Origin of the sequence: Photorhabdus sp. P32 (assembly GCF_038085095.1) — a bacterium.
Lineage (GTDB): Bacteria > Pseudomonadota > Gammaproteobacteria > Enterobacterales > Enterobacteriaceae > Photorhabdus > Photorhabdus luminescens.
The window spans coordinates 78481-104676 of the sequence record NZ_JAZGJN010000288.1; the positions used below are offsets into that span (position 1 = coordinate 78481).

Annotated in this window: 20 protein-coding genes; 7 read left to right on the forward strand and 13 right to left on the reverse strand. The window is 42.8% G+C overall.

The window, feature by feature from the left end; all coding sequences use genetic code 11:
• Nucleotide 1: 1 nt before the first annotated feature.
• The 13 genes from mraY to leuO form a co-directional block, all read right to left on the reverse strand.
• Nucleotides 2–1084 carry a phospho-N-acetylmuramoyl-pentapeptide-transferase gene (gene mraY / locus V2H77_RS19255; RefSeq protein WP_265378478.1) on the reverse strand — a complete coding sequence of 361 codons (1083 nt, stop codon included), beginning with the start codon at nt 1082–1084 and terminating at the stop codon, nt 2–4.
• On the reverse strand, nt 1078–2457 hold the full coding sequence (gene murF / locus V2H77_RS19260) for a UDP-N-acetylmuramoyl-tripeptide--D-alanyl-D-alanine ligase (RefSeq protein WP_341500091.1): 1380 nt from the start codon (nt 2455–2457) through the stop codon (nt 1078–1080). The genes mraY and murF overlap by 7 nt, the downstream gene beginning before the upstream one ends.
• Nucleotides 2454–3941, reverse strand: coding sequence for a UDP-N-acetylmuramoyl-L-alanyl-D-glutamate--2,6-diaminopimelate ligase (murE, locus tag V2H77_RS19265; RefSeq protein WP_341500092.1), 1488 nt, complete (start codon nt 3939–3941; stop codon nt 2454–2456). The genes murF and murE overlap by 4 nt, the downstream gene beginning before the upstream one ends.
• Nucleotides 3928–5694, reverse strand: coding sequence for a peptidoglycan glycosyltransferase FtsI (locus V2H77_RS19270; protein WP_341500093.1), 1767 nt, complete (start codon nt 5692–5694; stop codon nt 3928–3930). Before V2H77_RS19270 ends, murE begins: the two co-directional genes overlap by 14 nt.
• 27 nt (nt 5695–5721) lie before the next feature.
• On the reverse strand, nt 5722–6042 hold the full coding sequence (ftsL, locus tag V2H77_RS19275; RefSeq protein WP_074524835.1) for a cell division protein FtsL: 321 nt from the start codon (nt 6040–6042) through the stop codon (nt 5722–5724).
• Nucleotides 6039–6983 (reverse strand): 16S rRNA (cytosine(1402)-N(4))-methyltransferase RsmH, encoded by a 945-nt coding sequence (rsmH, locus tag V2H77_RS19280; protein ID WP_265378474.1) that lies wholly within the window; start codon nt 6981–6983, stop codon nt 6039–6041. Before rsmH ends, ftsL begins: the two co-directional genes overlap by 4 nt.
• Before the next feature lie 2 nt (nt 6984–6985).
• On the reverse strand, nt 6986–7444 hold the full coding sequence (gene mraZ / locus V2H77_RS19285) for a division/cell wall cluster transcriptional repressor MraZ (RefSeq protein ID WP_265378473.1): 459 nt from the start codon (nt 7442–7444) through the stop codon (nt 6986–6988).
• Nucleotides 7445–8100: 656 nt separating this feature from the next.
• Nucleotides 8101–9108 carry a catabolite repressor/activator gene (cra, locus tag V2H77_RS19290; RefSeq protein WP_341500094.1) on the reverse strand — a complete coding sequence of 336 codons (1008 nt, stop codon included), beginning with the start codon at nt 9106–9108 and terminating at the stop codon, nt 8101–8103.
• Nucleotides 9109–9319: 211 nt separating this feature from the next.
• Complete coding sequence (gene ilvN / locus V2H77_RS19295) at nt 9320–9811, reverse strand: acetolactate synthase small subunit (protein WP_049582402.1); 492 nt, start codon at nt 9809–9811, stop codon at nt 9320–9322.
• 2 nt (nt 9812–9813) lie between these two features.
• Complete coding sequence (ilvI, locus tag V2H77_RS19300) at nt 9814–11541, reverse strand: acetolactate synthase 3 large subunit (protein WP_341500095.1); 1728 nt, start codon at nt 11539–11541, stop codon at nt 9814–9816.
• An 814-nt stretch (nt 11542–12355) separates the two neighbouring features.
• Nucleotides 12356–12922 (reverse strand): RBBP9/YdeN family alpha/beta hydrolase, encoded by a 567-nt coding sequence (locus V2H77_RS19305; protein WP_341500096.1) that lies wholly within the window; start codon nt 12920–12922, stop codon nt 12356–12358.
• Between the two features lie 366 nt (nt 12923–13288).
• Nucleotides 13289–15088 carry an AMP-dependent synthetase/ligase gene (locus V2H77_RS19310; RefSeq protein WP_341500123.1) on the reverse strand — a complete coding sequence of 600 codons (1800 nt, stop codon included), beginning with the start codon at nt 15086–15088 and terminating at the stop codon, nt 13289–13291.
• A 237-nt stretch (nt 15089–15325) separates the two neighbouring features.
• Nucleotides 15326–16270: a transcriptional regulator LeuO gene (gene leuO, locus V2H77_RS19315; RefSeq protein ID WP_049582410.1), complete on the reverse strand. Its 945-nt coding sequence runs from the start codon at nt 16268–16270 to the stop codon at nt 15326–15328.
• Between the two features lie 956 nt (nt 16271–17226).
• On the opposite strand from leuO, the gene leuA reads away from it, so the two are divergent.
• The 7 genes from leuA (at nt 17227) to V2H77_RS19350 (ending at nt 26115) form a co-directional block, all read left to right on the forward strand.
• Nucleotides 17227–18789, forward strand: a complete 1563-nt coding sequence (gene leuA, locus V2H77_RS19320; protein ID WP_341500097.1) for a 2-isopropylmalate synthase — start codon at nt 17227–17229, stop codon at nt 18787–18789.
• A gap of 2 nt (nt 18790–18791) precedes the next feature.
• Nucleotides 18792–19883: a 3-isopropylmalate dehydrogenase gene (leuB, locus tag V2H77_RS19325; protein ID WP_341500098.1), complete on the forward strand. Its 1092-nt coding sequence runs from the start codon at nt 18792–18794 to the stop codon at nt 19881–19883.
• A 1-nt stretch (nt 19884) separates the two neighbouring features.
• The gene (gene leuC, locus V2H77_RS19330) at nt 19885–21294 is read left to right on the forward strand and encodes a 3-isopropylmalate dehydratase large subunit (RefSeq protein WP_341500099.1); all 1410 of its coding nucleotides are present in this window, start codon (nt 19885–19887) and stop codon (nt 21292–21294) included.
• Between the two features lie 8 nt (nt 21295–21302).
• Entirely contained in the window at nt 21303–21908 is a 606-nt protein-coding gene (leuD, locus tag V2H77_RS19335; RefSeq protein WP_341500100.1) for a 3-isopropylmalate dehydratase small subunit, read from the forward strand.
• A 462-nt stretch (nt 21909–22370) separates the two neighbouring features.
• Nucleotides 22371–24032, forward strand: coding sequence for an HTH-type transcriptional regulator SgrR (sgrR, locus tag V2H77_RS19340; protein ID WP_341500101.1), 1662 nt, complete (start codon nt 22371–22373; stop codon nt 24030–24032).
• 584 nt (nt 24033–24616) lie between these two features.
• Nucleotides 24617–25303 carry a DNA mismatch repair endonuclease MutH gene (mutH, locus tag V2H77_RS19345; RefSeq protein ID WP_341500102.1) on the forward strand — a complete coding sequence of 229 codons (687 nt, stop codon included), beginning with the start codon at nt 24617–24619 and terminating at the stop codon, nt 25301–25303.
• Nucleotides 25304–25395: 92 nt separating this feature from the next.
• Nucleotides 25396–26115, forward strand: a complete 720-nt coding sequence (locus tag V2H77_RS19350; protein WP_341500103.1) for a TerC family protein — start codon at nt 25396–25398, stop codon at nt 26113–26115.
• The last annotated feature ends 81 nt before the right edge of the window (nt 26116–26196 follow it).

Sequence of the window (26196 nt, forward strand, 5' to 3'; positions counted from 1 at the left end):
ATTAACGTACCTTCAATGTTGCCAGGCCAATCAGCACTAGCATCAGAGAAATAATCCAAAAACGCACAATAACGCGTGGTTCTGGCCAGCCTTTCAATTCATAGTGATGGTGAATAGGCGCCATACGGAAAATACGCTGCCCGCGCAGTTTAAAAGAACCCACCTGTAAAATAACTGACAGGGTTTCTACCACAAATACACCGCCCATAATCACCAATAGAAACTCCTGGCGTAACAACACAGCAATCGTCCCCAGTGCGCCGCCTAATGCCAAAGAACCCACATCCCCCATAAACACTTGAGCCGGGTAAGTGTTAAACCATAAGAAACCTAGCCCCGCGCCAACAATCGCAGTACAGACGATAACCAGCTCGCCAGCATGGCTCAGATAAGGGATATGCAGATAGTTAGCAAAATTGACGTTACCTGTTGCCCATGCCACCAAAGCAAAACCCGCCGCAACAAAAACGGTTGGCATAATTGCCAAACCATCCAATCCGTCCGTCAGATTCACTGCATTACTGGTTCCGACAATCACAAAGTAAGTCAACAGAATGTAAAGCACACCCAGTTGCGGCATCACATCTTTAAAGAATGGCACGACCAATTGCGTTGCCGGCGTATCTTTACCGACGCTATACATGGCAAACGCCACACCCAATGCTAAGACGGACTGCCAGAAATACTTCCAGCGGGCAATCAACCCCTTAGTATCTTTGCGCACAACTTTGCGGTAATCATCTACAAAACCAACAATGCCGTAACCAATCAGCACAATCAGCACGCACCAAACATAAGGGTTGTTCAAGCGAACCCACAACAGTGTAGAAATCGTAATTGCAAGTAAGATCAGCAAACCACCCATCGTCGGCGTACCACGCTTGCTAAAATGAGATTCCGGCCCATCGTTGCGAACAACCTGCCCAATTTGTAATTTTTGCAGGAAGGCGATCATGCGCGGCCCCATCCACAATGCGATAGCCAAAGCAGTCAGCAGGCTGACGATAGCCCTAAACGTCAAGTAAGAAAAGACGTGAAAGCCGGTATGATATTTGACCAAATATTCGGCCAGCCAAACTAACATGTGAAGCTCTCCTGTAATGCGTAAACAACATCTTCCATTTTGGTATTGCGCGAACCTTTAACTAACACTGAAATGACTTTGTGTTGCTGTAATAGTGGAATCAATGTTGCAATCAATGCGGCTTTATCCGCAAAATGCTGACCACAGCCGCTTGCCTCACTAACATGAATACTTAATTTGCCGACACTGAACACGCTATCGATACCGCAAGAAGCTGCGGTTTCACCAATTTGACGATGGTAATCTTCTGACTGTTCACCTAATGCCCCTATATCGCCGACAACCAGCACTCGGTAACCCGGCATCTGTGATAACACCTGAACGGCAACGGTCATTGAACCAACATTGGCGTTATACGTGTCATCAAGCAGCAATTTTCCTTCTGCCAAATTGATTGGAAACAACCGCCCCGGTACCGCTTTCAGCTCAGACAAGCCCAGACGAATATCTCGTAAGGTTGCACCAACAGAAATTGCCAACGCACTGGCAGCTAACACATTGGCGACATTGTGTTTCCCAGGCAACGGCAAGTTGATTTCTGTGCTACCAATAGGCGTGTGCAGACAAAAATCCGTCGTCAGTTGTTTAACCTGAATATCCGTAGCGTAAAAATCAGCACCTGATACTTGTTGCATGGAAAAACGCTGAACTGTTTTGTCACCAATAACTTGTTGCCAATGAGCCCAATCATTACTTTCCATATTGACAATGGCCGTACCTTTTTCTGGAAGGCCGGTAAAAATTTCGCCTTTAGCTTTTGCAATACTCGCAAGAGAACCAAAATCCGCTAAGTGCGCGGCAAACAGGTTATTGACTAACGCCGTTTCTGGCCGAACCATTTCTACGGTATAAGCGATTTCACCAACATGACTTGCACCTAATTCAACCACAGCAAACTCATGTTGTTCTGTCAGTCTGAACAATGTCAGCGGTACGCCAATATCATTATTCAGGTTACCCGCGGTATAGAGGGTGTTACCACACTGGCGCAAAATCGCCGCAGTCATCTCTTTCACCGATGTTTTGCCGGACGACCCCGTCAACGCAACGACACGAGCGTTACTCTGCTGGCGAACCCAACCCGCTAATTTACCCATTGCTAAACGAGTATCTTTAACCACGACCTGTGGAAAGTTAACATCCAACATACGGCTGACAAGCAAAGCGCCAGCACCGGCTTTTACTGCATCAGCAAAAAAATCATGAGCATCAAAACGCTCACCTTTCAAGGCAATAAACAGACTGCCATTTCCAACCTGACGGCTGTCAGTAGCCACATCACTGATACAAATATTTGCTGCCTGCTGTTCAGTCACCTGATTCAATACGCCATTCGTTACTTGTGCTAGTTGTTGCAAAGTGAGGGAAATCATGCAATCACCCCCAATAACCGAGCAACAGTTAACCGGTCCGAGTAATCCAGACGACGATGGCCGACCAATTGATAATCTTCATGGCCTTTACCCGCTATCAATACAACATCACCTGCTTTTGCCTGCATAATAGCGTTGGTTACCGCTTCAACACGGCCATGAATCGCTATCGCCCTCCCCGGATCAAGAAACCCCGTCAGAATATCAGCAACAATTGCCTGTGGTTCTTCATTGCGCGGATTATCATCAGTAACAATCACATAATCGGCCCACTGTTCTGCAACGCCCCCCATCAATGGACGTTTACCTTTATCACGATCACCACCACAACCAAAAACACACCAAAGCTTACCTTGACAATGCAAACGTGCAGCCATTAAAGCCTTTTCCAGCGCATCAGGTGTGTGAGCATAATCAACAACGACAACGGGTTTGCCCGGCGCAGTGAATACTTCCATTCGCCCACAGACAGGTTCCAGGCAGGAAGCTGTTTCAAGTAGTTTTTCCAGCGGATAATCCAGAGCTAATAGGGTGGAAAGCGCCAACAATAGGTTACTGACATTAAATGCCCCCATTAGCGAACTATCAATTGTACCGCCTCCCCAACTGGACTCGAAAGTGATAGATGCCCCTTTATCGTGATACTTTATTTCATGCGCCGCCAACCAACGGCCCTGCCAATTTTCCGGCAAACGATTTTCCATCGTTACAGCAACCGCTTGTGGTAAATGGGATAACCATTTCAATCCAATCTCATCATCAGCATTAATGATTTGTTGCTTCACATTATGAGTGGAAAATAGCAGCCACTTAGCTGCTTCGTAGTGCTCCATATCACCGTGGTAATCAAGATGGTCACGGCTCAAATTGGTAAACACTGCCGCCTCAAACGGCAGCGCAGCCACACGCCCCTGAACCAACCCATGAGAAGAGACTTCCATTGCCGCAAAAGTCGCCCCTTGCTGAACAAGTTGTTGCAAATCCAGTTGGATATCAACGGCAGAACCTGTGGTATTTTCACTTGGCGTCACACGCCCCAATAAACCATTGCCAACAGTTCCCATCACCGCGCTGGTTTCACCTAATCTGTGGCTCCACTGCGCAAGTAATTGAGTCGTAGTTGTTTTACCATTGGTTCCGGTTACACCAATCAAGCGCAATTTATCACCAGGGTGACAGTAAAACTCACCAGTTAACTGTGACAACTTATTATTCAAATCGTTCACATAAACAACCGGAACACCATGCATAATTTGTACGGTTCCGTTATCAGCCTCGCCCTGAGCTTCTGCAATAACCGCCGCAACCCCTTGTGCGATAGCTTGAGGAATGTAGTGTCGACCATCTGTCTGGTACCCTTTAATCGCAACAAACAGATCTCCGGCAGACGATTTACGGCTGTCTAATGTCATTTCGCGTAACTCACGCACTGGGGCATCAATACCCAACGGCGCGAGTAAATCGCGTAGATTACGATCTGCCACCTGTATCCTCTTTCTTATTAATTACAAATTCGTTTTTATCACCTGCCGCCAAAGCATCCGGCTCCACATTCATGATGCGTAGAGCACCCCCCATAATGGCACCAAATACCGGCGCAGAAACCACACCACCGTAATACTTACCTGTCAGTGGATCATTAATGACCACAACCAGTGCAAATCTTGGGTTACTTGCAGGGGCAACTCCTGCGGCGTAAGAGATATATCGATTAGCATATTTGCCATCCGGCCCGACTTTCTTGGCTGTACCCGTCTTGATTGCAATCCGATAACCTTTTATCGCAGCCCGTACTCCACCTCCGCCAGGCAAAGCCACACTTTCCATCATATGAACGACTGTTCGCATGATAGGCTCAGGAAATACTCTTGTGCCCGGCACAGGCGGATCAACTTTGGTAATTGACAGAGGACGATAAATACCCAAGCTACCAATCGTTGCATAGACCCGCGCTAACTGTAATGGTGTTACCATCAGCCCATAACCGTAAGAAAAGGTCGCTCTCTCAAGATCTGACCACCGTTGTTTTCCTATTGGATATAAGCCGCTGCTTTCTCCAACCAACCCCAGATTGGTCGCCTTTCCTAACCCAAAGCGTGAATAAACATCCACCAATTCTGTTGCGGGCATCGCTAACGCTAGCTTAGAAACACCGACGTTACTCGATTTTTGTAAAATACCAGTGATAGATAATTCCGAATAACGGGATACATCTCTAATTTCTTTGCCGCTTATCCTAAAAGGTACTGTATTAATAACCGTATTTTCTTTGATGATACCATCATTGAGCGCAGCCATTACCACCATAGGTTTAACAGTGGAACCTGGCTCGAAAATATCGGTGATAGCCCGGTTACGCATCACTTCTTTTGGCGTATTAATGCGATTATTTGGGTTATAAGATGGGCTGTTTGCCATTGCCAGCACTTCTCCGGTATTAACATCTACCAATACTGCTGTACCGGATTCTGCTTTGTTAAAGGCCACCGCGTTTGTTAATTCGCGGTAAACTAACGCCTGTAAACGCTCATCAATACTCAATACCAAATTGTGCGCCGCCAGACTATCAACAGATGAAATATCTTCGATGACACGGCCAAAGCGGTCTTTACGTACAGTCCGCTCACCCGGTTGACCCGTCAGCCAACGATCAAAACTTTTTTCTACGCCTTCAATACCCTGACCATCAACGTTGGTCACGCCAATAATATGTGCGGTTACCTGACCTGACGGGTAATAACGCCGGGATTCCTGGCGCAAATAAATCCCCGGCAATTTCAGTTTATGAATATAATCGCCAACCGATGGATTAACCTGACGCGCTAAATAAACAAAACGACCTTTCGGATTAGCGCTAACTTTGTCGGTAAGTTGCTCAAGAGGCAAATTAATGGCATCAGATAAAGCTTTCCAGCGGGTATCATCCGTAATCCCCCCTTTTTCAAATACCTCTTTCGGATCTGCCCAAACAGCATTGACTGGAACGCTGACAGCCAGAGGTCGCCCCATACGGTCACTGATCATACCGCGAGCGGTAGGGATTGATTGCACGCGCAGGGAACGTAAATCACCTTCTTTAACCAGTTGATCCGGGTTGATGACCTGCAAATAAGTCACTCTCAGCAATAAGCCAATTAAAGCTACGGCAATCCCCCCGCACAACAAAGCAAAACGCCAGCTAACAAAACTGGCTTTATCTTCTTGCCGTTTTAATTTCACGGAGCGTGCTGCTTTCATCGCTTACCTTTTAATAATTAAATTAACTCACTGTGAAACAACAATGTTTTCCTGAGCAGGATTAACATGCTGCATATGCATTTTTTCAACAGCTATCCGCTCAACTCGACTGTGATCGCCTAAGGCATTTTCTTCGAGGATCAGATTGCGCCACTCGATATCTAATGCATCTCTTTCCACGACCAGATGTTCTCTTTCAGCCGTCAACAAGCGGGTTTCATGTGCAATGGTTACAACGACTATGGCCGAAACCAATACAGCGACTAGAAGAATTAACGGTATTTTGGCATTTTTGAGTAAATCGTTGCCGATAATACCGGTTAATCCGTGACGTTCACCTGCCATTATTCACTAACTTTTTCAGCAAAACGCAAAACAGAACTGCGAGCCCGTGGGTTATCAGCCACTTCTTCCTCTGAAGGTTTCATTTTGCCAATCGATTTCAAGCTACGCCCACCTTGTGCTTTCAGTTGCTCTTCTGTTAATGGCAATCCTGCTGGCACCTGTGGCCCTCGACTATTCTGACGAATAAATCGTTTAACGATACGATCTTCCAGCGAATGAAAACTGATAACTGACAGTCTCCCCTCTGGCGCAAGCACTTGTAATGCTCCCTCCAGCGCTTGCTCAATTTCTTCCAGCTCACTGTTGATATAAATCCTAATAGCCTGGAAGCTCCTAGTTGCTGGATGCTTATGTTTTTCTTTTACTGGGCTAGCTTGAGCAATCAAATCAGCTAGCGCTTTTGTTCGGGTAATTGGATCTTCCTGATTGCGTGCCACAATGGCTCTGGCAATGCGTTTGGCGAAACGCTCTTCGCCAAATGTTTTCAATACCCAAGCAATATCATCTGCTGTCGCATGCATCAGCCATTCTGCTGCTGACTGCCCGCGAGTCGGGTCCATCCGCATATCTAACGGCCCATCACGCATAAAAGAAAAACCGCGTTCTGGGTCATCCAACTGAGGCGAAGAAACACCTAAATCCAGTAATACACCATCAATTTTGCCAGTCAGCCCGGCTTTTTCTGTATAGTCAGCCAATTTAGAAAATGGCCCATGTACAATTGAAAACCGGGGATCTGTAATCGCTTTTGCTACTTCAATCGCCTGTGGATCGCGATCAATTGCAATTAAGCGACCTGCCGTCCCCAATTGCGACAAAATCAGACGTGAATGCCCACCACGGCCAAATGTACCGTCAATATAGATTCCATTTTCACGGATATTCAGTCCGTTGACTGCTTCATCCAGCAATACGCTGGTATGTTTAAAATGACTATTTGCCATATTTATAGTGATAATTCCTGTAACCGTACTGATAAAGGTTCCTTTGTGGATTGCTCAGCCGCAATGTCATCTTTAACCTGTTGATACCAAGTCTGCTCATCCCACAGTTCAAATTTGTTGAACTGACCAACCAGCATAACCTCTTTGACTAGCCCAGCATGTTGGCGCAATGTACTAGCTAGCAAAAGACGCCCTGCACTATCCATCTGACATTCACTGGCATGACCTAAAAGCAAACGTTGCACCCGACGCTCCGCCGGATTCATGCTGGATAAGCGAGAAAGTTTTTCTTCAATAATTTCCCATTCAGATAATGTATAGAGCAACAAGCACGGCTGATGAAGGTCAATGGTACAAACCATTTGCCCTTGCGATTCCTCATTTAGCATTGCCCGGTATCGGGTAGGTACGGTGAGCCGCCCCTTGCTATCGAGATTAATCTGCGTTGCTCCACGAAACATCGAAACATCCTCAGGTCGCCCCTGGTGATCAAAAATTACCACTTTATCCCACTAATCCCCACAATAAGGAGTTTACGGATGGGACGAAAACCTTGTCAAGCCAGAGCCGATGCGCTTTAGCTATATTTGATGGCAGGATTTTGGCAGTTGGGAGGCATAATTATTAAATTTAGCAATATCAATAATAATTAACACCATGATAATTCTGAATAATTTTACAAGCACAAGGAAAATAAATGTTTATGACAAAATAATGAAAAAATAGTTGTGTGATTAATTTATTTACATAATTTACATTTCATTACTATTTAGCCATTGTACAGCAATGTTTATCATTTTATTTGATGCATTCAGCATTGAAACTAACTAGCAACAAAAAGCCACCAGATAAATATTATTAAAATCAATTTAATATATAAAAGACGGTAAAAAAACGGGGGTAAATAGACAAATCTCAAACTCAAATAAGTGCTGTTCCATGCTCTTCTTCCTACTGAATAATTTATGTATGAACGAAATTGCTATTTAATCGCGATAAAACATCTACGTAAAACACATCTACGTAAGGACTGCTTGAAAGTTGTCCTTACACATTTCTCTTAAAACAAATCTGACAACCAAAACCCCTCATCAGAAAATTTAATGAGGGGTTTTTATTATATTTTTCGACTCAGGCTTCCTCGACGACATAAGTCACGATGTATCCGTGTGATACCCGGCCCTGGCTTCTGTTTTTCATCCAGACTTGCTAACACCAGTTCCAATACCCGTTCAGCAATTTCACGATGACGCTGCGCGACAGAGAGCACTGGACATTCAAGGAAATCCAATAATTCATGATCGCCAAAAGTCGCAATAACCAATTGATTTGGTAAACGGCCGCTGTGTTTCAGGGTAACATCCATGACGCCTTGCAACAGGGCAAAAGAGGTGGTGAACAACGCTTGCGGCATTGAATGAGTTTCTAACCATTTGGAGAACGCTTCAGCCGCCGCATCACGTTCATAGCTGTTTGAATAGAGGTACATTATTTCGCGAGGATCATCTTTCCACGCTTCACGGAACCCCTGCTCACGCAGAAAACTGACTGACAATTCAGGTAATGCGCCGAGATAAAGCACAGATTCAGCAGGGAATTGACGAAATTCTTGTGCTAACATCTTTGCATCTTCAAAATCATCACCCACTACGCTGATAAAATGTTCATTTTCGAGTGCCCGATCAAGAGCAATGATAGGCAAAGAACGACTTGCCCAACGTTGATAAAAAGGATGCTCCGGCGGTAATGCGGTAGAAACAATAATTGCATCCACCTGACGTTGCAACAGGTGTTCAACACAACGCATTTCATTATCAGGCTGGTCTTCCGAACAGGCTATCAATAACTGATAACCACGTTGACGAGCCTGACGTTCCAAATAATTAGCAATACGGGTATAGCTGGTATTTTCTAAATCTGGAATAACCAAACCAATAGAACGGGTACGTCCTGCACGGAGACCGGCTGCCACAGCATTAGGATGGTAATTATGCTCTCTAACCACTGCCATCACTTTTTCTACCGTTTTATCACTGACACGGTATTGCTTGGCTTTACCATTAATTACATAACTGGCCGTTGTGCGTGAAACACCTGCAAGGCGGGCGATTTCATCCAGTTTCACATTAACTCCTTATAGACCCCACAAAGGCTCTACTTTATCGCAGAGCCTGATAAATGTATGCATATACCCGTCACCTTTCAAGTTGCCTCTTTGTTGGCTGCACTCACTCACCCCGGTCACATCGTTATCTATGCTCCCGGGGATTCGCTCCTTTGCCGTCGCGATGCATCTTGAAATCCATAGGGTATATAGTCCCGCAGTTTGCGATTTTTCATCGCATAATTTTATCCCCGCGAGATACGCCGACAATACCTGAACGAGCAACTTCAACAATTTCCGCAACATCTCGAACCGCATCGAGAAATGCATCCAATTTATCGCTAGTTCCTACCAACTGCACGGTATATAAAGTCGAAGTCACATCGACGATCTGCCCACGGAAGATATCAGTACTGCGTTTGATCTCTTCACGTCCATATCCACTGGCCTGTAATTTGACTAGCATAACCTCACGCTCTACATGAGAACCCGATGCCAACTCGCTGACTCGTAACACATCCACCAGCTTGTGCAACTGTTTTTCAATCTGTTCAAGTACCCTTGCATCTCCCTTAGTCTGAATTGTCATCCGCGATAATGTCGGATCATCAGTTGGGGCGACAGTTAAACTTTCAATGTTATAGCCACGTTGGGAAAACAGGCCAACAACACGGGACAAAGCCCCTGATTCGTTTTCAAGTAATACAGATAAAATCCGGCGCATAATCAGGTTCTCTCCGTTTTGCTTAACCACATCTCATCCATTGCTCCTCCACGGATCTGCATAGGATATACATGTTCAGTTTCATCCACTGTGACATCAACAAAGACCAACCGCTGATTTTCAGTCACCTCTTTCAAGGCTTCCGCCAATTTACTTTCCAATTCGTCATAACGCTGGATAGAAATGCCAACATGACCATAAGCCTCAGCCAGTTTGACAAAATCAGGCAGAGATTCCATATAGGACTGAGAGTGACGGCCAGCATAAATCATGTCTTGCCACTGTCTTATCATTCCCAGGAAACGGTTATTCAAATTCAGAACCAATATCGGCAACCCATATTGCAATGCTGTAGATAGCTCCTGAATATTCATCTGAATACTGCCATCCCCCGTAACACAGACTACCGTCTCTTCCGGTTTCACCAGTTTAACGCCCAAAGCCGCCGGTAAACCAAATCCCATCGTTCCCAAACCACCGGAACTGATCCAACGTCTTGGTTTATCAAATGGGTAATGCAATGCAACAAACATCTGATGCTGTCCAACATCTGAAGTGATATAAGCTTCCCCCTGCGTTAGACGATAGAGAACCTCAATAGCAGCTTGTGGTTTAATTTTTTCGCCGCTGCGATCAAAATTGAGACATTTACGGCTACGCCATTGCTGAATAGATAACCACCAATCTTTTAGCGCATCTGGATCTTGTGTGTCTTCCACTGTTTCCAGCAACGCCAGCATTTGTCCAAGCACCTGTTTAGCATCACCAACAATAGGTACATCTGCCGAAACCGTTTTCGAAATTGATGTTGGATCAATATCAATATGCAATACCGTTGCTTCCGGACAATATTTTTCCAGATTATTGGTAGTGCGATCATCAAAACGTACACCAACAGCAAAAATGACATCTGAATTATGGATAGCTTTGTTAGCTTCAAATGTACCATGCATACCAAGCATACCCAGGCTTTGCGGATGAGTTGCAGGGAAACTGCCCAATCCCATCAAGGAGCTCACCACAGGGATATTGAATTTTTCTGCCAATACCAATAATTCTGTTGAACAATCTGCGTTAATCGCCCCTCCGCCCACATATATGACCGGTTTTTTCGCATTCAATAGTTTTCTCAATGCCCGCTTAATCTGCCCTTTATGTCCTTGAATCGTTGGATTATAAGAGCGCATACTTATCTGATCGGGATAAATATAGGGTAATTTTACTGCCGGATTTACCGTGTCTTTCGGTAAATCAATAACTACAGGCCCCGGACGACCACTAGAAGCCAGATAGAAGGCTTTTTTCAGTACTTTCGGAATATCTTCCGCTTTTTTCACTAAAAAACTGTGTTTTACGATCGGACGGGATATCCCTACCATGTCACATTCTTGAAATGCATCATTACCAATCAGGGAACTAGCGACTTGACCGGATAATACCACCATCGGAATTGAATCCATATAAGCCGTCGCAATACCTGTAATGGCATTAGTTGCGCCTGGACCGGAGGTAATCAATACCACCCCCACCTTCCCGGTAGAACGAGCATAACCATCAGCCATATGAACGGCCCCCTGCTCATGACGCACCAGGATATGCTCAATACCTCCAACCGTATGCAGGGCATCGTAAATATCTAGAACTGCCCCTCCCGGATAACCGAATATATGCTCAACGCCCTGATCAATTAACGATCGGACGACCATTTCAGCTCCTGATAACATCTCCATAGGTTTTCCTCCAGGCTCTGTTTGCAAGTTAATAATCGGAAGTTACTTCCACTTTTATTTTAGTAAGACGAATAGCCTCTCAGCGATATATTGATGCTGAGTCAATTAACATAACGCTAGAAACGGGTGTTAGCAATGTGAGTACAAGGAAGAATAACCACTTTCTGACAATTCAAGATGTCTCTTGCAAGCGTTATCTTGCTATCAAGCAGCGAAGGATAAGCAGAATATGAGTGGCTATACCTAAAAAGAATGACAACGTATAGGTATTATCCAGTATATATACGATAAAAAACTAAAAAACAGTTTTCAAAATCATTTAAGTCATCGAAGTATGAATTTGATAAAGTAAATCCAGACAAAATGCCTCAGATAATTTGACCGTCATTTCTTCGCTTTTGATGTCCATTGAAAATAATTCATTCGGATAAAATCCATTTACCCCATTTTAATTAGAGAATGCACTACAAATCATTGTTTATTCTTGGAATACCAGTCCCATACATACAACACTTGCCTAGAGATGAAATTATTACCCAAACAACCAAATTCAATAATAAATCAAATGACGATTTAAAATAGGAATAAATTATTTACACAACTCAGGAGATAGACCTCAATATTTATAAAAAAACACAATGCAAAAATGAATGTCTTAAAAAAAAATTAATCACTGAGATGACTATTAACTCTTATACTTTTATTATTCAAGTAGCTGAAAGATAACGGGTATATTGATTAAAATAATCTACTAAAATAGCCAAGCTCTCAATGCAAACAAACTTGGCATATTTAAAGCAACCAAGGTATTTATTTACAACATCGAATTATCTTTTAATACCTTTTCTAGCCTAGGAAAAACAGTAAAGCCGTCGCGATCTAAAAAGTGCCCACCGTCTGGAACCCCATATAATTCAGCCTGAAGTTGCTGACTTAAATTTAATGTAAACTGTGGGGGTACAATCTCATCATTAAGCGATAATATCGCTATTCGTTGATTTATTTTTTGTATGAGGGGACGAAAATCCAAGTTCTCATGAGTAAATATACTTAATTCAGGTAAAGTTGATAGCTTTTCATAAAATCCTGAAATCAATACAATCCCCCCAATATTTACATTATCAGGTAAAGATAAGATATAACGGAGTGTGGCAATACAACCCAGACTATGCCCGATAAAAAGCGTTTTTTCATCAGGATTAGGCACACTTTCCTGCAACTTTTCTTGCCATAAATGAGGTGAAGGAGCATGAGATTCAGGCATTTCCGGCACTATCACATTGACATTTAACTTTTCATACTGAGCTTTAAGCCAAGGAAACCAATGATGATCAGGAGTCGCCATAAGACCATGCACAATAACTACATTATTAAAATTCATCAATTCACCCCATTATAAAAATTATATTTTATTTACCATACAAATTTACCATTATTTTATTAAGATATTCAATACAGGAATAGCACAATATTGTCAACCAATATATTCTCTATAATTAACCAAGAAAACAATGCCAATTTCATAAAATTATATTCATTCGATCTGCAATATTTAACAATTACAGAATAATCTTAGATAATATAATTTATCTGTGATTTTAAGGCGGAAAAAGTTTATTAGTCTAATATTGAATTCTTTAAAATTGGATATTCATGGGATAAACCAAAAATGGGATATTACGACAATATCCCCCAAATTTCGCCTGAATAACCGGCAACACCAACCTTTTGTATAAGATCCCAAAAATCAATCCTGATACATAGATTCAATTTCTTCATGGTAACGCTGCATAATAATTTTCCTCCTCAATTTCAATGTTGGCGTTAATTCACCCGTTTCCATTGAAAATGGTGTTGGCAATAATATGAAACGCTTTACCTGATCGAAGTGAGCAAAGTTTTTCTGCATCTCTTTCAAGCGTTGCTCAAACATATTGATAATCTGACTATGACGCAGTAATTCAACCCGGTCATGATATTTGAGATTAATTGATCTTGCATATTCTTCCAATATATCATAACAAGGCACTATAAGAGCAGATACAAATTTACGAGCATCAGCAATAACAGCAACATGTTCAATAAAACGATCTTGCCCCAAAATACTTTCAATCATTTGAGGGGCAATATATTTGCCAGTCGATGTTTTCATCAAATCTTTCAAACGTTCAGTAATGAACAAATTACCATTTTCATCCAGCTTACCGGCATCACCTGTACGCAACCAACCGTCTTGAGTAAATGCTTTTATGGTCTCTTCCTGATTATTGAAATAGCCTTTCATTACAATCGGGCCACGCACTTGTATCTCATCTTCTTCACCGATACGAACATCAATGCCAGGCAGTGGTGTACCAATAGAACCAAGCACATAACCTTGCTCTTCCCAACAGGAAACCGTGGCACAGGTTTCTGTCATGCCATAGCCATATTTGATATTTACCCCAACAGCGAGAAAGAACAGGATAATCGTTTCGTCCAGACGTGCGCCGGCAGCAGGTAAAAACCGAACTCTGCCCCCCAACACATTGCGCAATTTACTCAACACCAATTTATCAGCCAGTCGATGCATCGCTGTTGACCAGGGACAGCTTTTTTTACCTTGCAACTTACGTAAAAACTGACGTTCACCACATTTAATCGCCCAATTAAAGAGTTTTCTTCGATGCCAAGGAGCTTGGGAAACTTTTTCAAAAATCGCACTGTAAACTTTTTCGTAAAATCTCGGCACTGCGCACATCACCGTCGGGCAAACATCCGCCATAGCTTGACGAACAGAATTAGTGTCGGTCAGATAAACATTTTGCGCCCCTACATGCATGACATAGAAACTCCATGCACGTTCAAAGACATGGGATAACGGCAGAAAACTTAAAGAAACATCCTGATCAGTTAACGCCAGAACATGATCATGTGAATACAACTGATAGGCTAAATTACGGTAATCAAGCATAACCCCTTTAGGCTCACCGGTTGTACCAGACGTATAAATAAGCGTAAAAAGATCATCCAGATCGTGGTTAGCAATACGGTTTTCCAACTCCGACTGATATTGTAATTTATCACCGGCCATGAAATCAGATAAATGCAGAGCTAATGAACAATCCCGCAAATCTACTGATTCATCTAAGACAATAATGTGACTTAACTGAGGGCAATGTTCTGTCAAAGTAATAGCAACATCATACTGCGCCTGCCCGCCAACAAACAAAATACGCACACCAGCATCATTAAGTATGAAACTAGCCTGTTCCTGACTACTGGTTGCATACAGAGGGACAGTGATCGCCCGAAGTTGTAATACAGCGATATCTGCCAATGACCACGCCATGCTGTTATGGGCAAAGAGGCCAATTTTCTCTTGCACATCAACACCAATCTCCAACAACGCCCGGCTAATAGCGTTGGTCTTTTTGCCAATATCATTCCAGTTTAGTTCGAGTTGTTCAGCCGGAGACCATTGGCGAAAAGCAATTTTCTCTGGGTGTTGTTTGATTTGTTGTTGTAACCGGTTTATCAAGTGATAAGGATGTAAATTTTTAGTTATCACAACATTTTTCCTGTTCGAAAAATTTTTTTCTTATCGGAGAAAAAACAGTGGTTTTATTCTCTAATAATACCTTCTCGCATCACTTATTCGCTTTTCAGCTTACAGGTGTTAGCTATTTCCTTGCAGTCTACCGATTCCTGAGCAACAGGAAAAGCCTATTTATCAAAAGTTGAAAAATTTGTGATAAAATAAAAAAAACTCACCACCCTTATCTAGTAGTGAGTTTCAAATTAATTATCTGCCGCTAAGTTGACTCAACAACGATTTCATCCACTGATGCCCTTTATCTTTCGCTGTAGATTCGTGCCAAATCAAGTAACACGGACGACTTACTTTATCCCACGGTAATGAAACCGCTCTTATTGCTAATTGTTCGCTATAGTGCTCAACCAACCATTTTGGCGCAATCGCAACCAAATAGGTTTGAGAGACAATATGCAACACGCTATTCAAGTCGGTACCCTGATAAACAACCGAACGCAAACGTTCACCACCATCATAATAGGGAACGCTAAATGAACATATATTATCCAATGATACAACTGCATGATGTTCCTCATACAATTGCTGCTCACTAATACTATTTTCAATTCTTGGATGATGATTAGAAACAGCCAAGACCAACTCATCATTGAATAACGGGTAATGATGAAAATCCATGCGTTCTAGCTGCGTATAGCTAATGACAAACTCAGTTTCCTGATATCTTAGCTGATGCTCAATATTATCATGCAAATATGATCTAATCGTCACACCCAGATTGGGTGTATTTTGTTTTACCTGTTCAACTATTTTTGCTGCGAGTCTAATATCCAGCGGGCTACAAATTGAAAGACTAAAAACCCTATCACTATTATCAGGCTCAAAGCCAACCCCAGGTAACTCATTATATACCAGTTGTAATGCCTGACGGACTGGACCAAATAATTGATGAGCTCTTGCCGTCGGTTGTATTCCACGCCCATAACGCACAAATAATTCATCATTGAACATTAGCTTCAAACGAGAAACCGCATTACTGACAGCAGGTTGTGACATCCCTAATATCTGTGCCGCACGTGTCACATTCTGCATTTGCATAACTGCATCAAAAACAGTCAACAGATTGAGATCCACATTACGTAAATGAATTTCATTTGGATCTTTTTTGGTTGCAGTTACTGAGGTGTATTCAGCCATTGTTTAACTCCACTAAACTCATGCAGATGATCCCAGCTAATAACAAAACATCGGAAATACCTTCATTTATTACTCAGATATTACGATGACTATAACTATTAACGAGATCAATTGTCTTAATCATTTCGATAACAAATAATTAAGACTCGTCCTTGTACAAATCTGAATACGCATAGCTAACCCGCGCATCCCCTTATTAGTGTTAAAAATATATAATTTCAATTAGTAGACAATGTAGAGCTCATTATTCATTCACAAAAAAGTACAATTATGTTAACAATTTATTCACCCTGCTATTCTGTATATGATGATAAATCAAAGAAAGACACAATTCACAATAAAATCACTGATTTATTATTATTAAACAATTTTATCAGAGTTATTATATTATAGAATTATTTTTTCAAAGATATATAACATAACTTCCTATTTGCATCTATTTTTTCAATAGCAAATGATGTTTCTCAGAAAAATACAAATCCACTTCCAGCCTACCACACCAAAAATACTTAATTTTAATTAATCAGTATAATGCGCTATTTTTATATAAATCTTAGCTTTTCATTAAAGTCAAACCCGAACAAAAAAGAATAAAATAAAATCTTTTTAAATATAAACAGATCAACACTTCAATTTACCGCTATGAGAAAAGTGAAACCAAGAATCATATGCCTAAATGAATTCTTGACATCACTTTTAAGATAACGTATCAATAAAAGCATACGAATCACGAACACTCATTAATACTACTGAAAGGTTGGATCGATATGATTCACTCAATTTGTCTATTAAACCTACTACTTATCGTATCTGATACGCGCGGTATGCTGGTGGACAGAAAACAGAGTTGATTCAAAACAGAGTTGGTCCAAACCAGACATAAACAAGAACCCGCGCCATGCGCGGGTTTTTTTTACCTGCTGGGCGCAAAAAATAACCATGAGAGGAACGTACATATGAACCAGCAAGTTATTATCTTCGACACCACGTTACGTGATGGAGAACAAGCATTACAAGCCAGCTTATGTGTGAACGAAAAGCTCCAAATTGCCTTGGCCCTGGAAAGAATGGGTGTTGATATCATGGAAGTCGGTTTTCCAGTTTCCTCTCCTGGTGATTTTGAATCTGTACAGACGATCGCTAAGCAGATAAAAAACAGCCGTGTTTGTGCCTTAGCGCGTTGTGTAGAAAAAGACATCGATGTGGCTGCGGAAGCATTAAAAGTTGCAGAAGCGTTTCGAATCCACGTTTTCTTGGCCACTTCCAATTTACATATTGAATCCAAGCTGAAAAAAACATTCGAAAATGTCATGGAAATGGCAGCTCAATCAATCAAACGAGCACGTCGTTACACTGATGATGTCGAATTCTCCTGTGAAGATGCGGGCCGTACACCTATTGATAATCTGTGTCGGATCGTTGAAAACGCGATCAAAGCAGGCGCAACGACGATCAATATCCCAGATACCGTCGGTTACACCACACCATATCAATTTGGCGGTATCATCACTAACTTGATCGAACGCGTTCCTAATATTGATAAAGCGATAATATCCGTCCATTGCCACGATGATTTGGGGATGTCTGTCGCCAACTCGATCACAGCAGTACAATCCGGCGCCCGTCAGATCGAAGGGACGATAAACGGTTTGGGTGAACGTGCCGGTAACTGTTCACTGGAAGAAGTTATTATGGCGATTAAAGTCCGTCAGCAAATGTTAGGCGTTTATACTAATATCAACCATCAGGAAATTTACCGCACCAGTCAGTTAGTCAGCCAATTATGCAATATGCCGATCCCCGCGAATAAAGCCATTGTTGGCAGCAATGCATTTTCCCACTCATCCGGGATTCATCAGGACGGGGTACTGAAAAATCGTGAAACTTACGAAATTATGACGCCAGAATCCATCGGCCTGAAAGAAATTCAATTGAACCTGACTTCCCGTTCCGGTCGCGCCGCAGTGAAACACCGTATGGAAGAGATGGGATATCAAGATAAAGATTACGATCTGGATAGCTTATATGAAGCCTTTTTACGTCTGGCGGATAAAAAAGGCCAAGTATTTGACTATGACCTGGAAGCTTTAGCTTTCATGAATTTGCAACAACAAGAACCCGAATTTTTCCACCTGGATAACTTTAATATCCAATCCGGCTCCAACGTGATGGCAACAGCCGCTGTACGCGTAGTATGTGGTAAAGAGATGAAATCAGAAGCCGCCACCGGCAATGGCCCGGTAGATGCTGTCTATCAGGCAATCAGTCGAATAACTGAATACCCAATTGAACTGGTTTCTTATCAATTATCAGGTAAAGGCCAAGGAAGAAATGCACTAGGTCAGGTAAATATCGTTGTCGAATGCTTTGGACGCCGCTTCCACGGTATGGGCTTGGATACCGATATTATTGAATCTTCTGCCAAAGCAATGATTCATGCTCTGAACTGCGTTTGGCGTACAGAGCAAGTTAAGAAAGAGAAACAACGCATACAGCAAAATACAAAGGAAATGGTGTAAACATGTCGAACAATTATCATATTGCAGTTTTACCCGGTGATGGTATTGGCCCCGAAGTTATGACACAGGCCTATAAAATATTGGACGCAATCCGTAAGCGTTTCAATATCCGTATCACCACCAGCGAATATGATGTGGGTGGGATTGCTATCGATCGCCACGGCTGTTCACTACCGGCAAAAACCGTAGCAGGTTGTGAACAGGCTGATGCCATATTGTTCGGCTCCGTGGGAGGTCCTAAATGGGAACATTTACCCCCAGCAGAACAACCGGAGCGTGGCGCACTGTTGCCATTACGCAAACATTTCAAACTATTCAGCAACTTACGCCCTGCCCGCTTATATGCCGGATTAGAGGTATTTTGTCCTTTACGCAGTGATATTGCCGCCAAAGGCTTTGATATTTTATGTGTCCGCGAATTAACCGGCGGTATCTATTTTGGTCAACCCAAAGGGCGTGAAGGCCAAGGTAAATATGAACGGGCATTTGATACTGAGGTTTATCACCGTTTTGAAATCGAGCGCATTACCCGTATCGCCTTCGAATCCGCTCGCAAACGTAGTAACAAAGTTACGTCTATTGATAAAGCAAATGTGTTGCAGAGTTCCGTATTGTGGCGAGAAGTTGTAACTGAGATTGCAAAAGAGTATCCAGATGTAGAAATCAATCACATGTATATTGATAACGCCACCATGCAGTTAATTAAAGATCCATCTCAGTTTGATGTGATGCTGTGCTCCAATATTTTCGGCGATATCTTATCTGATGAATGCGCCATGATTACGGGTTCAATGGGCATGCTGCCTTCAGCCAGCCTGAACGAAAAAGGTTTTGGCCTGTATGAACCCGCCGGTGGTTCTGCGCCAGATATCGCCGGAAAAGGTATCGCTAACCCGATAGCCCAGATCCTGTCTGCCGCTCTACTGTTGCGTTACAGCTTAGGTCACAATGACGCCGCAAATGCGATTGAGCAGGCAGTTAACTACGCGCTGGAACAGGGCTATCGCACAACAGATTTAACCGGAAACGGTAAAGCAATCAGCACTGATGAAATGGGCAGCGCTATCGCCCGCTATATAGCCGAGGGTATTTAATATGGCTAAGACTTTATATCAAAAATTATATGACGCTCATATTGTCCGGGAAGTGCCGAATGAAACCCCGTTACTCTATATTGATCGTCATCTGGTTCATGAAGTAACCTCCCCGCAAGCTTTTGATGGTTTGCGCACTAAAGGTCGCCCTGTGCACCAACCTGGTAAAACGTTCGCAACAATGGATCATAACGTATCCACGCAAACAAAAGATATTAACGCCTGCGGTGATATGGCACGTATTCAAATGCAGGAGTTAATGAAAAACTGCGCCGAATTCGGTATCACATTATATGACCTCAATCACCCCTATCAGGGGATTGTTCATGTTATCGGACCTGAGCAGGGTATTACTCTGCCAGGCACGACTATTGTTTGCGGCGATTCCCACACTGCCACGCACGGAGCATTCGGCGCATTGGCCTTCGGTATTGGCACTTCTGAAGTTGAACATGTACTCGCCACCCAAACCCTGAAACAAGCCCGCGCTAAGACGATGAAAATCGAAGTGATGGGTGATGTCGGCGATGCGATTACCGCCAAAGATATCGTTCTGGCGATCATCGGCAAAACGGGTAGTGCAGGTGGTACGGGATATGTGGTGGAATTCTGTGGTAAGGCAATTGAGGCGCTTAGCATGGAAGGCCGTATGACTTTATGTAACATGGCAATCGAAATGGGTGCTAAAGCAGGTTTGGTCGCACCAGATGAAACCACTTTTACTTATATGAAAGGTCGCCAGTTCTCACCAAAAGGAGAGCTGTGGGAGCAAGCGGTCGCTTACTGGAAGACATTAAAATCCGATCCTGATGCACAATATGACACTGTTGTTACGATTAATGCAGAAGAGATCTCTCCGCAGGTCACGTGGGGAACAAACCCTGGACAAGTGATCGCCATTGATCAAACAATTCCAGCGCCAGAATCCTTTAGTGATCCTGTCGAACGTGCATCTGCTGAAAAAGCACTGGCTTATATGGACTTGAAACCCGGTATTAAGCTAACAGATGTGAAGATCGATAAAGTCTTTATCGGTTCTTGCACCAACTCCCGGATTGAAGATTTACGGGCCGCCGCAGCTATCGCACAAGGTCATAAAGTTGCCCCTGGCGTTCAAGCAATCGTTGTTCCCGGATCAGGCCCTGTTCAAGCACAAGCAGAAGCAGAGGGTTTGGACAAAATTTTCATAGCGGCCGGTTTTGAATGGCGCTTACCCGGATGTTCCATGTGTCTGGCAATGAATAATGACCGCTTGCAACCCGGTGAACGCTGCGCTTCTACCAGTAACCGCAACTTTGAAGGGCGCCAAGGACGTGGCGGGCGCACCCATTTGGTGAGTCCAGCGATGGCGGCGGCGGCGGCGATTAATGGTCATTTTATCGATATACGCCATCCAGCACAGAAGTCATAAAGGAGAGAATGATGGAAAAGCTTATTCAACATACCGGCTTGGTTGCTCCTTTAGATGCTGCAAACGTCGATACTGATGCCATAATTCCCAAACAATTCTTGCAGAAAGTCACTCGTACAGGATTTGGTCAGCATCTGTTTCATGATTGGCGTTTTCTTGATGATGAAGGACAAAAACCTAATCCTGAATTCGTATTAAATCAGCCTTGTTATCAGGATGCTAGTATCCTGCTGGCTCGTGAAAACTTTGGTTGCGGTTCCTCCCGTGAACATGCGCCTTGGGCATTAACGGATTATGGTTTTAAAGTGGTTATCGCCCCAAGTTTTGCGGATATTTTCTACAGTAACGCTTTCAACAACCAATTATTGCCAGTAAAACTGAACGATAAAGATGTCAATGAGCTATTTGAGTTAGTTCAGCAAAACAAAGTTTGTCGTTTTACTGTCGATCTAGAACAACAGAAAGTCTACGCTGGCAATAAAAGCTATGATTTTGAAATCGATAGTTTCCGGCGTCACTGTATGATGAATGGTCTGGACAGCATCGGCCTAACATTACAACATCTGGACGCCATAACAGCCTACGAGCAGGAACAACCGGTTTTCCTGCGTTAATTTTGCCTTTATTAACTTATCCCGTAGTTTTCTACTACGGGATTTTTTTATCAGTGTCAAAGGCAAGAAAAATACCACCACGTCTATACTCAACACTCATACAGACAGTCACCTTTTCAGCCATAGCCATATATAGTAATTTAACTAATATTTAATCAATCCATATCACATTTAAAATAAATTAATAGATGAAACAGCGATAGTGGCTGGACAAAGCGCCACCAATGCCAGATGATTACTCGTTTTAAATTGATATGTAAAAAAGAAGCAAAGAGTACGCAATGTACAATAAGAAAAAAAGCCAGTAAGCTTTCTTACTGGCTGGCAAATCACCATTACTCAAGAAAATTGGGGGAGAAGCCAGATTTCGTCTGGCCTATTGAGCTACTTTCAATACAGATAATTATCGCTGCAATATAAGAAAATAAAAATTGATGAATAATACTCTGGAGTTCCTCTTTTATGCCCAGTTCACGTTTACAACAACAATTCATTCGATTATGGCAACACCATCAAGGAAAAGAGGCTGAAACAACGTTACAAGAGCTGGCAAATGTACTGCATTGTTCAAAACGCCATATCCGTTCACTGCTCAACAATATGCAAAAAGCGGGCTGGTTACAGTGGCAGGCAGAGTCTGGTCGGGGGAAACGTTCTCAACTGAATTTCTTGCGTGATGGATGGGAACTCCAGCAACAACGGGCTGAAGAGTTGCTTGAGCAACAGAATGTTGAGAAATTGGTCCAATTGGTTGGCGATAAAGATACAGTCCGTCATATGGTACTATCCCAGATTGAACGCCGTTTCCGTCAGGGAAAAAACTTACTGCGGATACTCTATTATCGCCCTTTCCCTAATCTTCTACCCGGTTCGCCTTTGCGCCGATCTGAAATCCATCTGGTCAGACAGATATTTAACAGCCTAACCCGCATAAATGAGGAAAATGGGGAACCAGAAGCTGACTTAGCTCATCATTGGCAACAATTATCCTCAAATCATTGGCGCTTTTATCTACGGCCGGCCATCCATTTTCACCACGGCAGAGAATTACAGATGGCAGACGTCATTGCTTCGCTACAAAGATTACGCCACCTGCCCCTTTTTTCTCATATTGAAAAAGTCACCACGCCCACACCCTATGTGATTGACATTTTTCTTTCAGAACCCGATCTCTGGCTCCCTTTATTAATCGGCAGCCCACACGCCATGATCTTGCCTCAAGAGTGGACAAAGTTACCGAACTTCTCTCGTATGCCAGTAGGAACCGGCCCTTACCAGGTAATAAAAAACAGTGCTCAGAAACTACAAATTCGTGCCTTTGATAATTACTTTGGCTTTCGGGCGCTGATTGATCAGGTGAACATATGGTTTCTACCAGAATTAGCCGAGAAACTGGTTTGTACAACGCTGCATCTGGAAAGTGACAGCACAGGTAATAACTCGCTAGATAGCAGGATAGAAGAAGGCTGCTATTTCCTACTACATGACCACCGTTCAACTAAATGTAGGAGAGAAGACGTTCGCCAATGGCTATGTAGCCTGTTAACACCGATAAATCTGCTCGCGCATTGCGACCCTTTTTATCAACGCCACTGGTCGCCCGCCTATGGTTTACTACTACGCTGGCACCACAGTAAGCTCATATCTGAATTGAACAAACCAGAGGATATTACTCATCTGACCGTCACGCTTTACCATCAACATCACGAATACCACACAATCAGCCAGATCCTTCAAACCATACTGACCAAATGCGGCGTCACATTGAAAATTAACATTGTGGATTACGACACATGGTTCAATGGCAACGCCGAAAGCGACCTCTGGCTTGCTACCGCCAACTTTTATAATCCTCTGGAATTTTCGCTGTTCGCGACACTGTACGAGATGCCATTATTGAAAAAGTGCCTTGGTGATAACTTGAATAAAGAAGTATCTCAATGGCGACGACAAGAACTATCCCTTGAAGAATGGTGCGAAAAAATAATTGATGAGCATTGGCTGCATCCGCTGTTCCACCACTGGCTTGAGTTGCAGGGACAAAGAAGCATGCGCGGAGTCAAAATGAACACCTTTGGTTGGTTTGATTTCAAATCCGCCTGGTTTAACCCACATGAAGGGTAATTCACAGAAAAGGCCAGAGTTATGAACATACACAGGTACACAAACTCGCTTTTATTCACTTTTTCTGTGGATATCTATGTGAAAAAAGCAGGGGTAATTCAGGTATAGCTTTATATTATGAATTATCAATCTATAAACAAAAAATGAAATAGTATTTATTTTTCATTGAAATAGCGGCTATTTACCTCAGTATTTCTAGTTTCAATCACGGCTATAACGAATAACGTTAGTTGATGAGAACAAAAAACAACCAAACATCATGTTATCCACAGGTTATGCTTTTTAGTTAAGCAAAAAACAGCGGTTTTTGTAGAAAAAAGTGTGAGTCAAACCTGTAAATCAAACCAGTGATCTCATTTTTGTCTACTTATCCCATAAAACTGTGGATAACATGGTGTAAGATCCTGTTCATTATTACCGGCAATAGGTGAACAAGAACAACAGGCAATTTTACAATATTTGAAACAGCAATAAAAAATGTTTGTATATCATGCTATTATCACTTTTTAGCTATTGTATAAACTTCAGATTTATTATTCACAGAAACTAAGGCTGTTTTTTGACCTAAAAAACGGATATCCCAAATGAACACTCTTTTTTCCCCCCCAACGCCACCAGACAACGAGCAACAATTGCTTGAATGCGCCCAACTTCTGGCTGGTCTATCAATGGGAGAACTCGCGGAAAAAGCAAATTTGCCTATTCCCCCTAATCTGAAACGAGATAAAGGCTGGGTAGGCATGCTGCTGGAATATTATCTCGGTGCAAGTGCCGGCAGTAAGCCAGAACAAGATTTTGAACATATCGGCATTGAGCTCAAAACTATCCCCGTAGATAGAAGAGGTTATCCACTGGAAACAACATTTGTCTGCGTTGCACCATTAACAGGGAATAGTGGTATTACCTGGAAAAGTTGTCATGTGAGACGCAAATTATCGCGGGTGCTGTGGATACCCGTTGAAGGTGAACGGGAAATTCCTTTAGCCAAACGCCGAGTGGGTTCCCCTTTATTGTGGAGTCCCAATCAAGAAGAAGAAGAGTTACTGCGTCGCGACTGGGAAGAATTGATGGATTTCATCGTGCTTGGCAAAGTAGAGAGTGTTACCGCCCGTCATGGAGAAGTATTACAGTTACGCCCAAAAGCGGCTAACAGCAAAGCGTTAACCGAAGCAATCGGAATACACGGCCAGCCTATTATGACTCTGCCTCGCGGATTCTATCTGAGGAAAAATTTCACTGCTCCTCTACTGGCCCGTCATTTCTTAATCTAACGTTGAGCTCTGACTGATTTTTACATTCCCATGCTTACCTTGCATCTAATCACGCGTATAATTAGATTTTTACCTTAAGGTTTTAATAAGCAATGTTAGAATGGATTGTTGATCCTCACGCCTGGATGGCACTTGCCACCCTAACAATTCTAGAAATCGTTTTAGGGATTGATAACATTATCTTTTTGTCACTTGTTGTGGCGAAACTCCCTAACCATCAGCAAAATAGGGCACGCAGGATCGGACTAATGGGAGCAATGCTAATGCGCCTGGCGCTGTTAGCATCTATTGCCTGGGTTATTCGGCTAACCTACCCAATATTGACAGTTTTTGGACATGACATTTCTGCTCGTGACTTAATCCTATTCTTTGGCGGTCTGTTCCTGATATGGAAAGCCAGCAAAGAAATCCACGAAACGATCGAAGGTGACAATGAAGGAGAGCTAAAACGTCCTGTTCACTCCTTCATGGGGGCTATCATCCAGATTATGTTGCTGGACATTATTTTCAGCCTGGATTCAGTTATCACCGCAGTTGGTCTGTCCGATCATCTATTCATTATGATGGCAGCCGTTGTCATAGCCGTCGGTGTTATGATGCTCGCCGCTCGTCCTATCGGCGAATTCGTTGACCGCCACCCTTCCGTCAAAATGTTGGCGCTGTCATTCTTAATTTTGGTGGGCTTTACCCTTATTCTGGAAAGCGTACAAGTGCATATACCTAAAGGTTACATCTATTTCGCCATGTTCTTCTCAATGGCAGTAGAAACGCTAAACCTGATGCGCGGGAAAAAGAAAAGAAATGAGAAATAGCGCTACAATAACAACGCTAAAAAAATATCATTCTTTGATTTAGAAAGCATGCTACTAGTAGATGCCCAGTTCAACACTGCG

What these genes read in the sequence shown, in the direction of transcription:
- mraY (WP_265378478.1), bottom strand. Translation starts at nt 1,084, where the DNA reads ATGTTAGTTTGGCTGGCCGAATATTTGGTCAAATATCATACCGGCTTT.
- murF (WP_341500091.1), bottom strand. Translation starts at nt 2,457, where the DNA reads ATGATTTCCCTCACTTTGCAACAACTAGCACAAGTAACGAATGGCGTA.
- V2H77_RS19270 (WP_341500093.1), bottom strand. Translation starts at nt 5,694, where the DNA reads ATGAAAGCAGCACGCTCCGTGAAATTAAAACGGCAAGAAGATAAAGCC.
- rsmH (WP_265378474.1), bottom strand. Translation starts at nt 6,983, where the DNA reads ATGGCAAATAGTCATTTTAAACATACCAGCGTATTGCTGGATGAAGCA.
- mraZ (WP_265378473.1), bottom strand. Translation starts at nt 7,444, where the DNA reads ATGTTTCGTGGAGCAACGCAGATTAATCTCGATAGCAAGGGGCGGCTC.
- ilvN (WP_049582402.1), bottom strand. Translation starts at nt 9,811, where the DNA reads ATGCGCCGGATTTTATCTGTATTACTTGAAAACGAATCAGGGGCTTTG.
- ilvI (WP_341500095.1), bottom strand. Translation starts at nt 11,541, where the DNA reads ATGGAGATGTTATCAGGAGCTGAAATGGTCGTCCGATCGTTAATTGAT.
- V2H77_RS19305 (WP_341500096.1), bottom strand. Translation starts at nt 12,922, where the DNA reads ATGAATTTTAATAATGTAGTTATTGTGCATGGTCTTATGGCGACTCCT.
- leuO (WP_049582410.1), bottom strand. Translation starts at nt 16,270, where the DNA reads ATGGCTGAATACACCTCAGTAACTGCAACCAAAAAAGATCCAAATGAA.
- leuA (WP_341500097.1), top strand. Translation starts at nt 17,227, where the DNA reads ATGAACCAGCAAGTTATTATCTTCGACACCACGTTACGTGATGGAGAA.
- leuB (WP_341500098.1), top strand. Translation starts at nt 18,792, where the DNA reads ATGTCGAACAATTATCATATTGCAGTTTTACCCGGTGATGGTATTGGC.
- leuC (WP_341500099.1), top strand. Translation starts at nt 19,885, where the DNA reads ATGGCTAAGACTTTATATCAAAAATTATATGACGCTCATATTGTCCGG.
- leuD (WP_341500100.1), top strand. Translation starts at nt 21,303, where the DNA reads ATGATGGAAAAGCTTATTCAACATACCGGCTTGGTTGCTCCTTTAGAT.
- sgrR (WP_341500101.1), top strand. Translation starts at nt 22,371, where the DNA reads ATGCCCAGTTCACGTTTACAACAACAATTCATTCGATTATGGCAACAC.
- mutH (WP_341500102.1), top strand. Translation starts at nt 24,617, where the DNA reads ATGAACACTCTTTTTTCCCCCCCAACGCCACCAGACAACGAGCAACAA.
- V2H77_RS19350 (WP_341500103.1), top strand. Translation starts at nt 25,396, where the DNA reads ATGTTAGAATGGATTGTTGATCCTCACGCCTGGATGGCACTTGCCACC.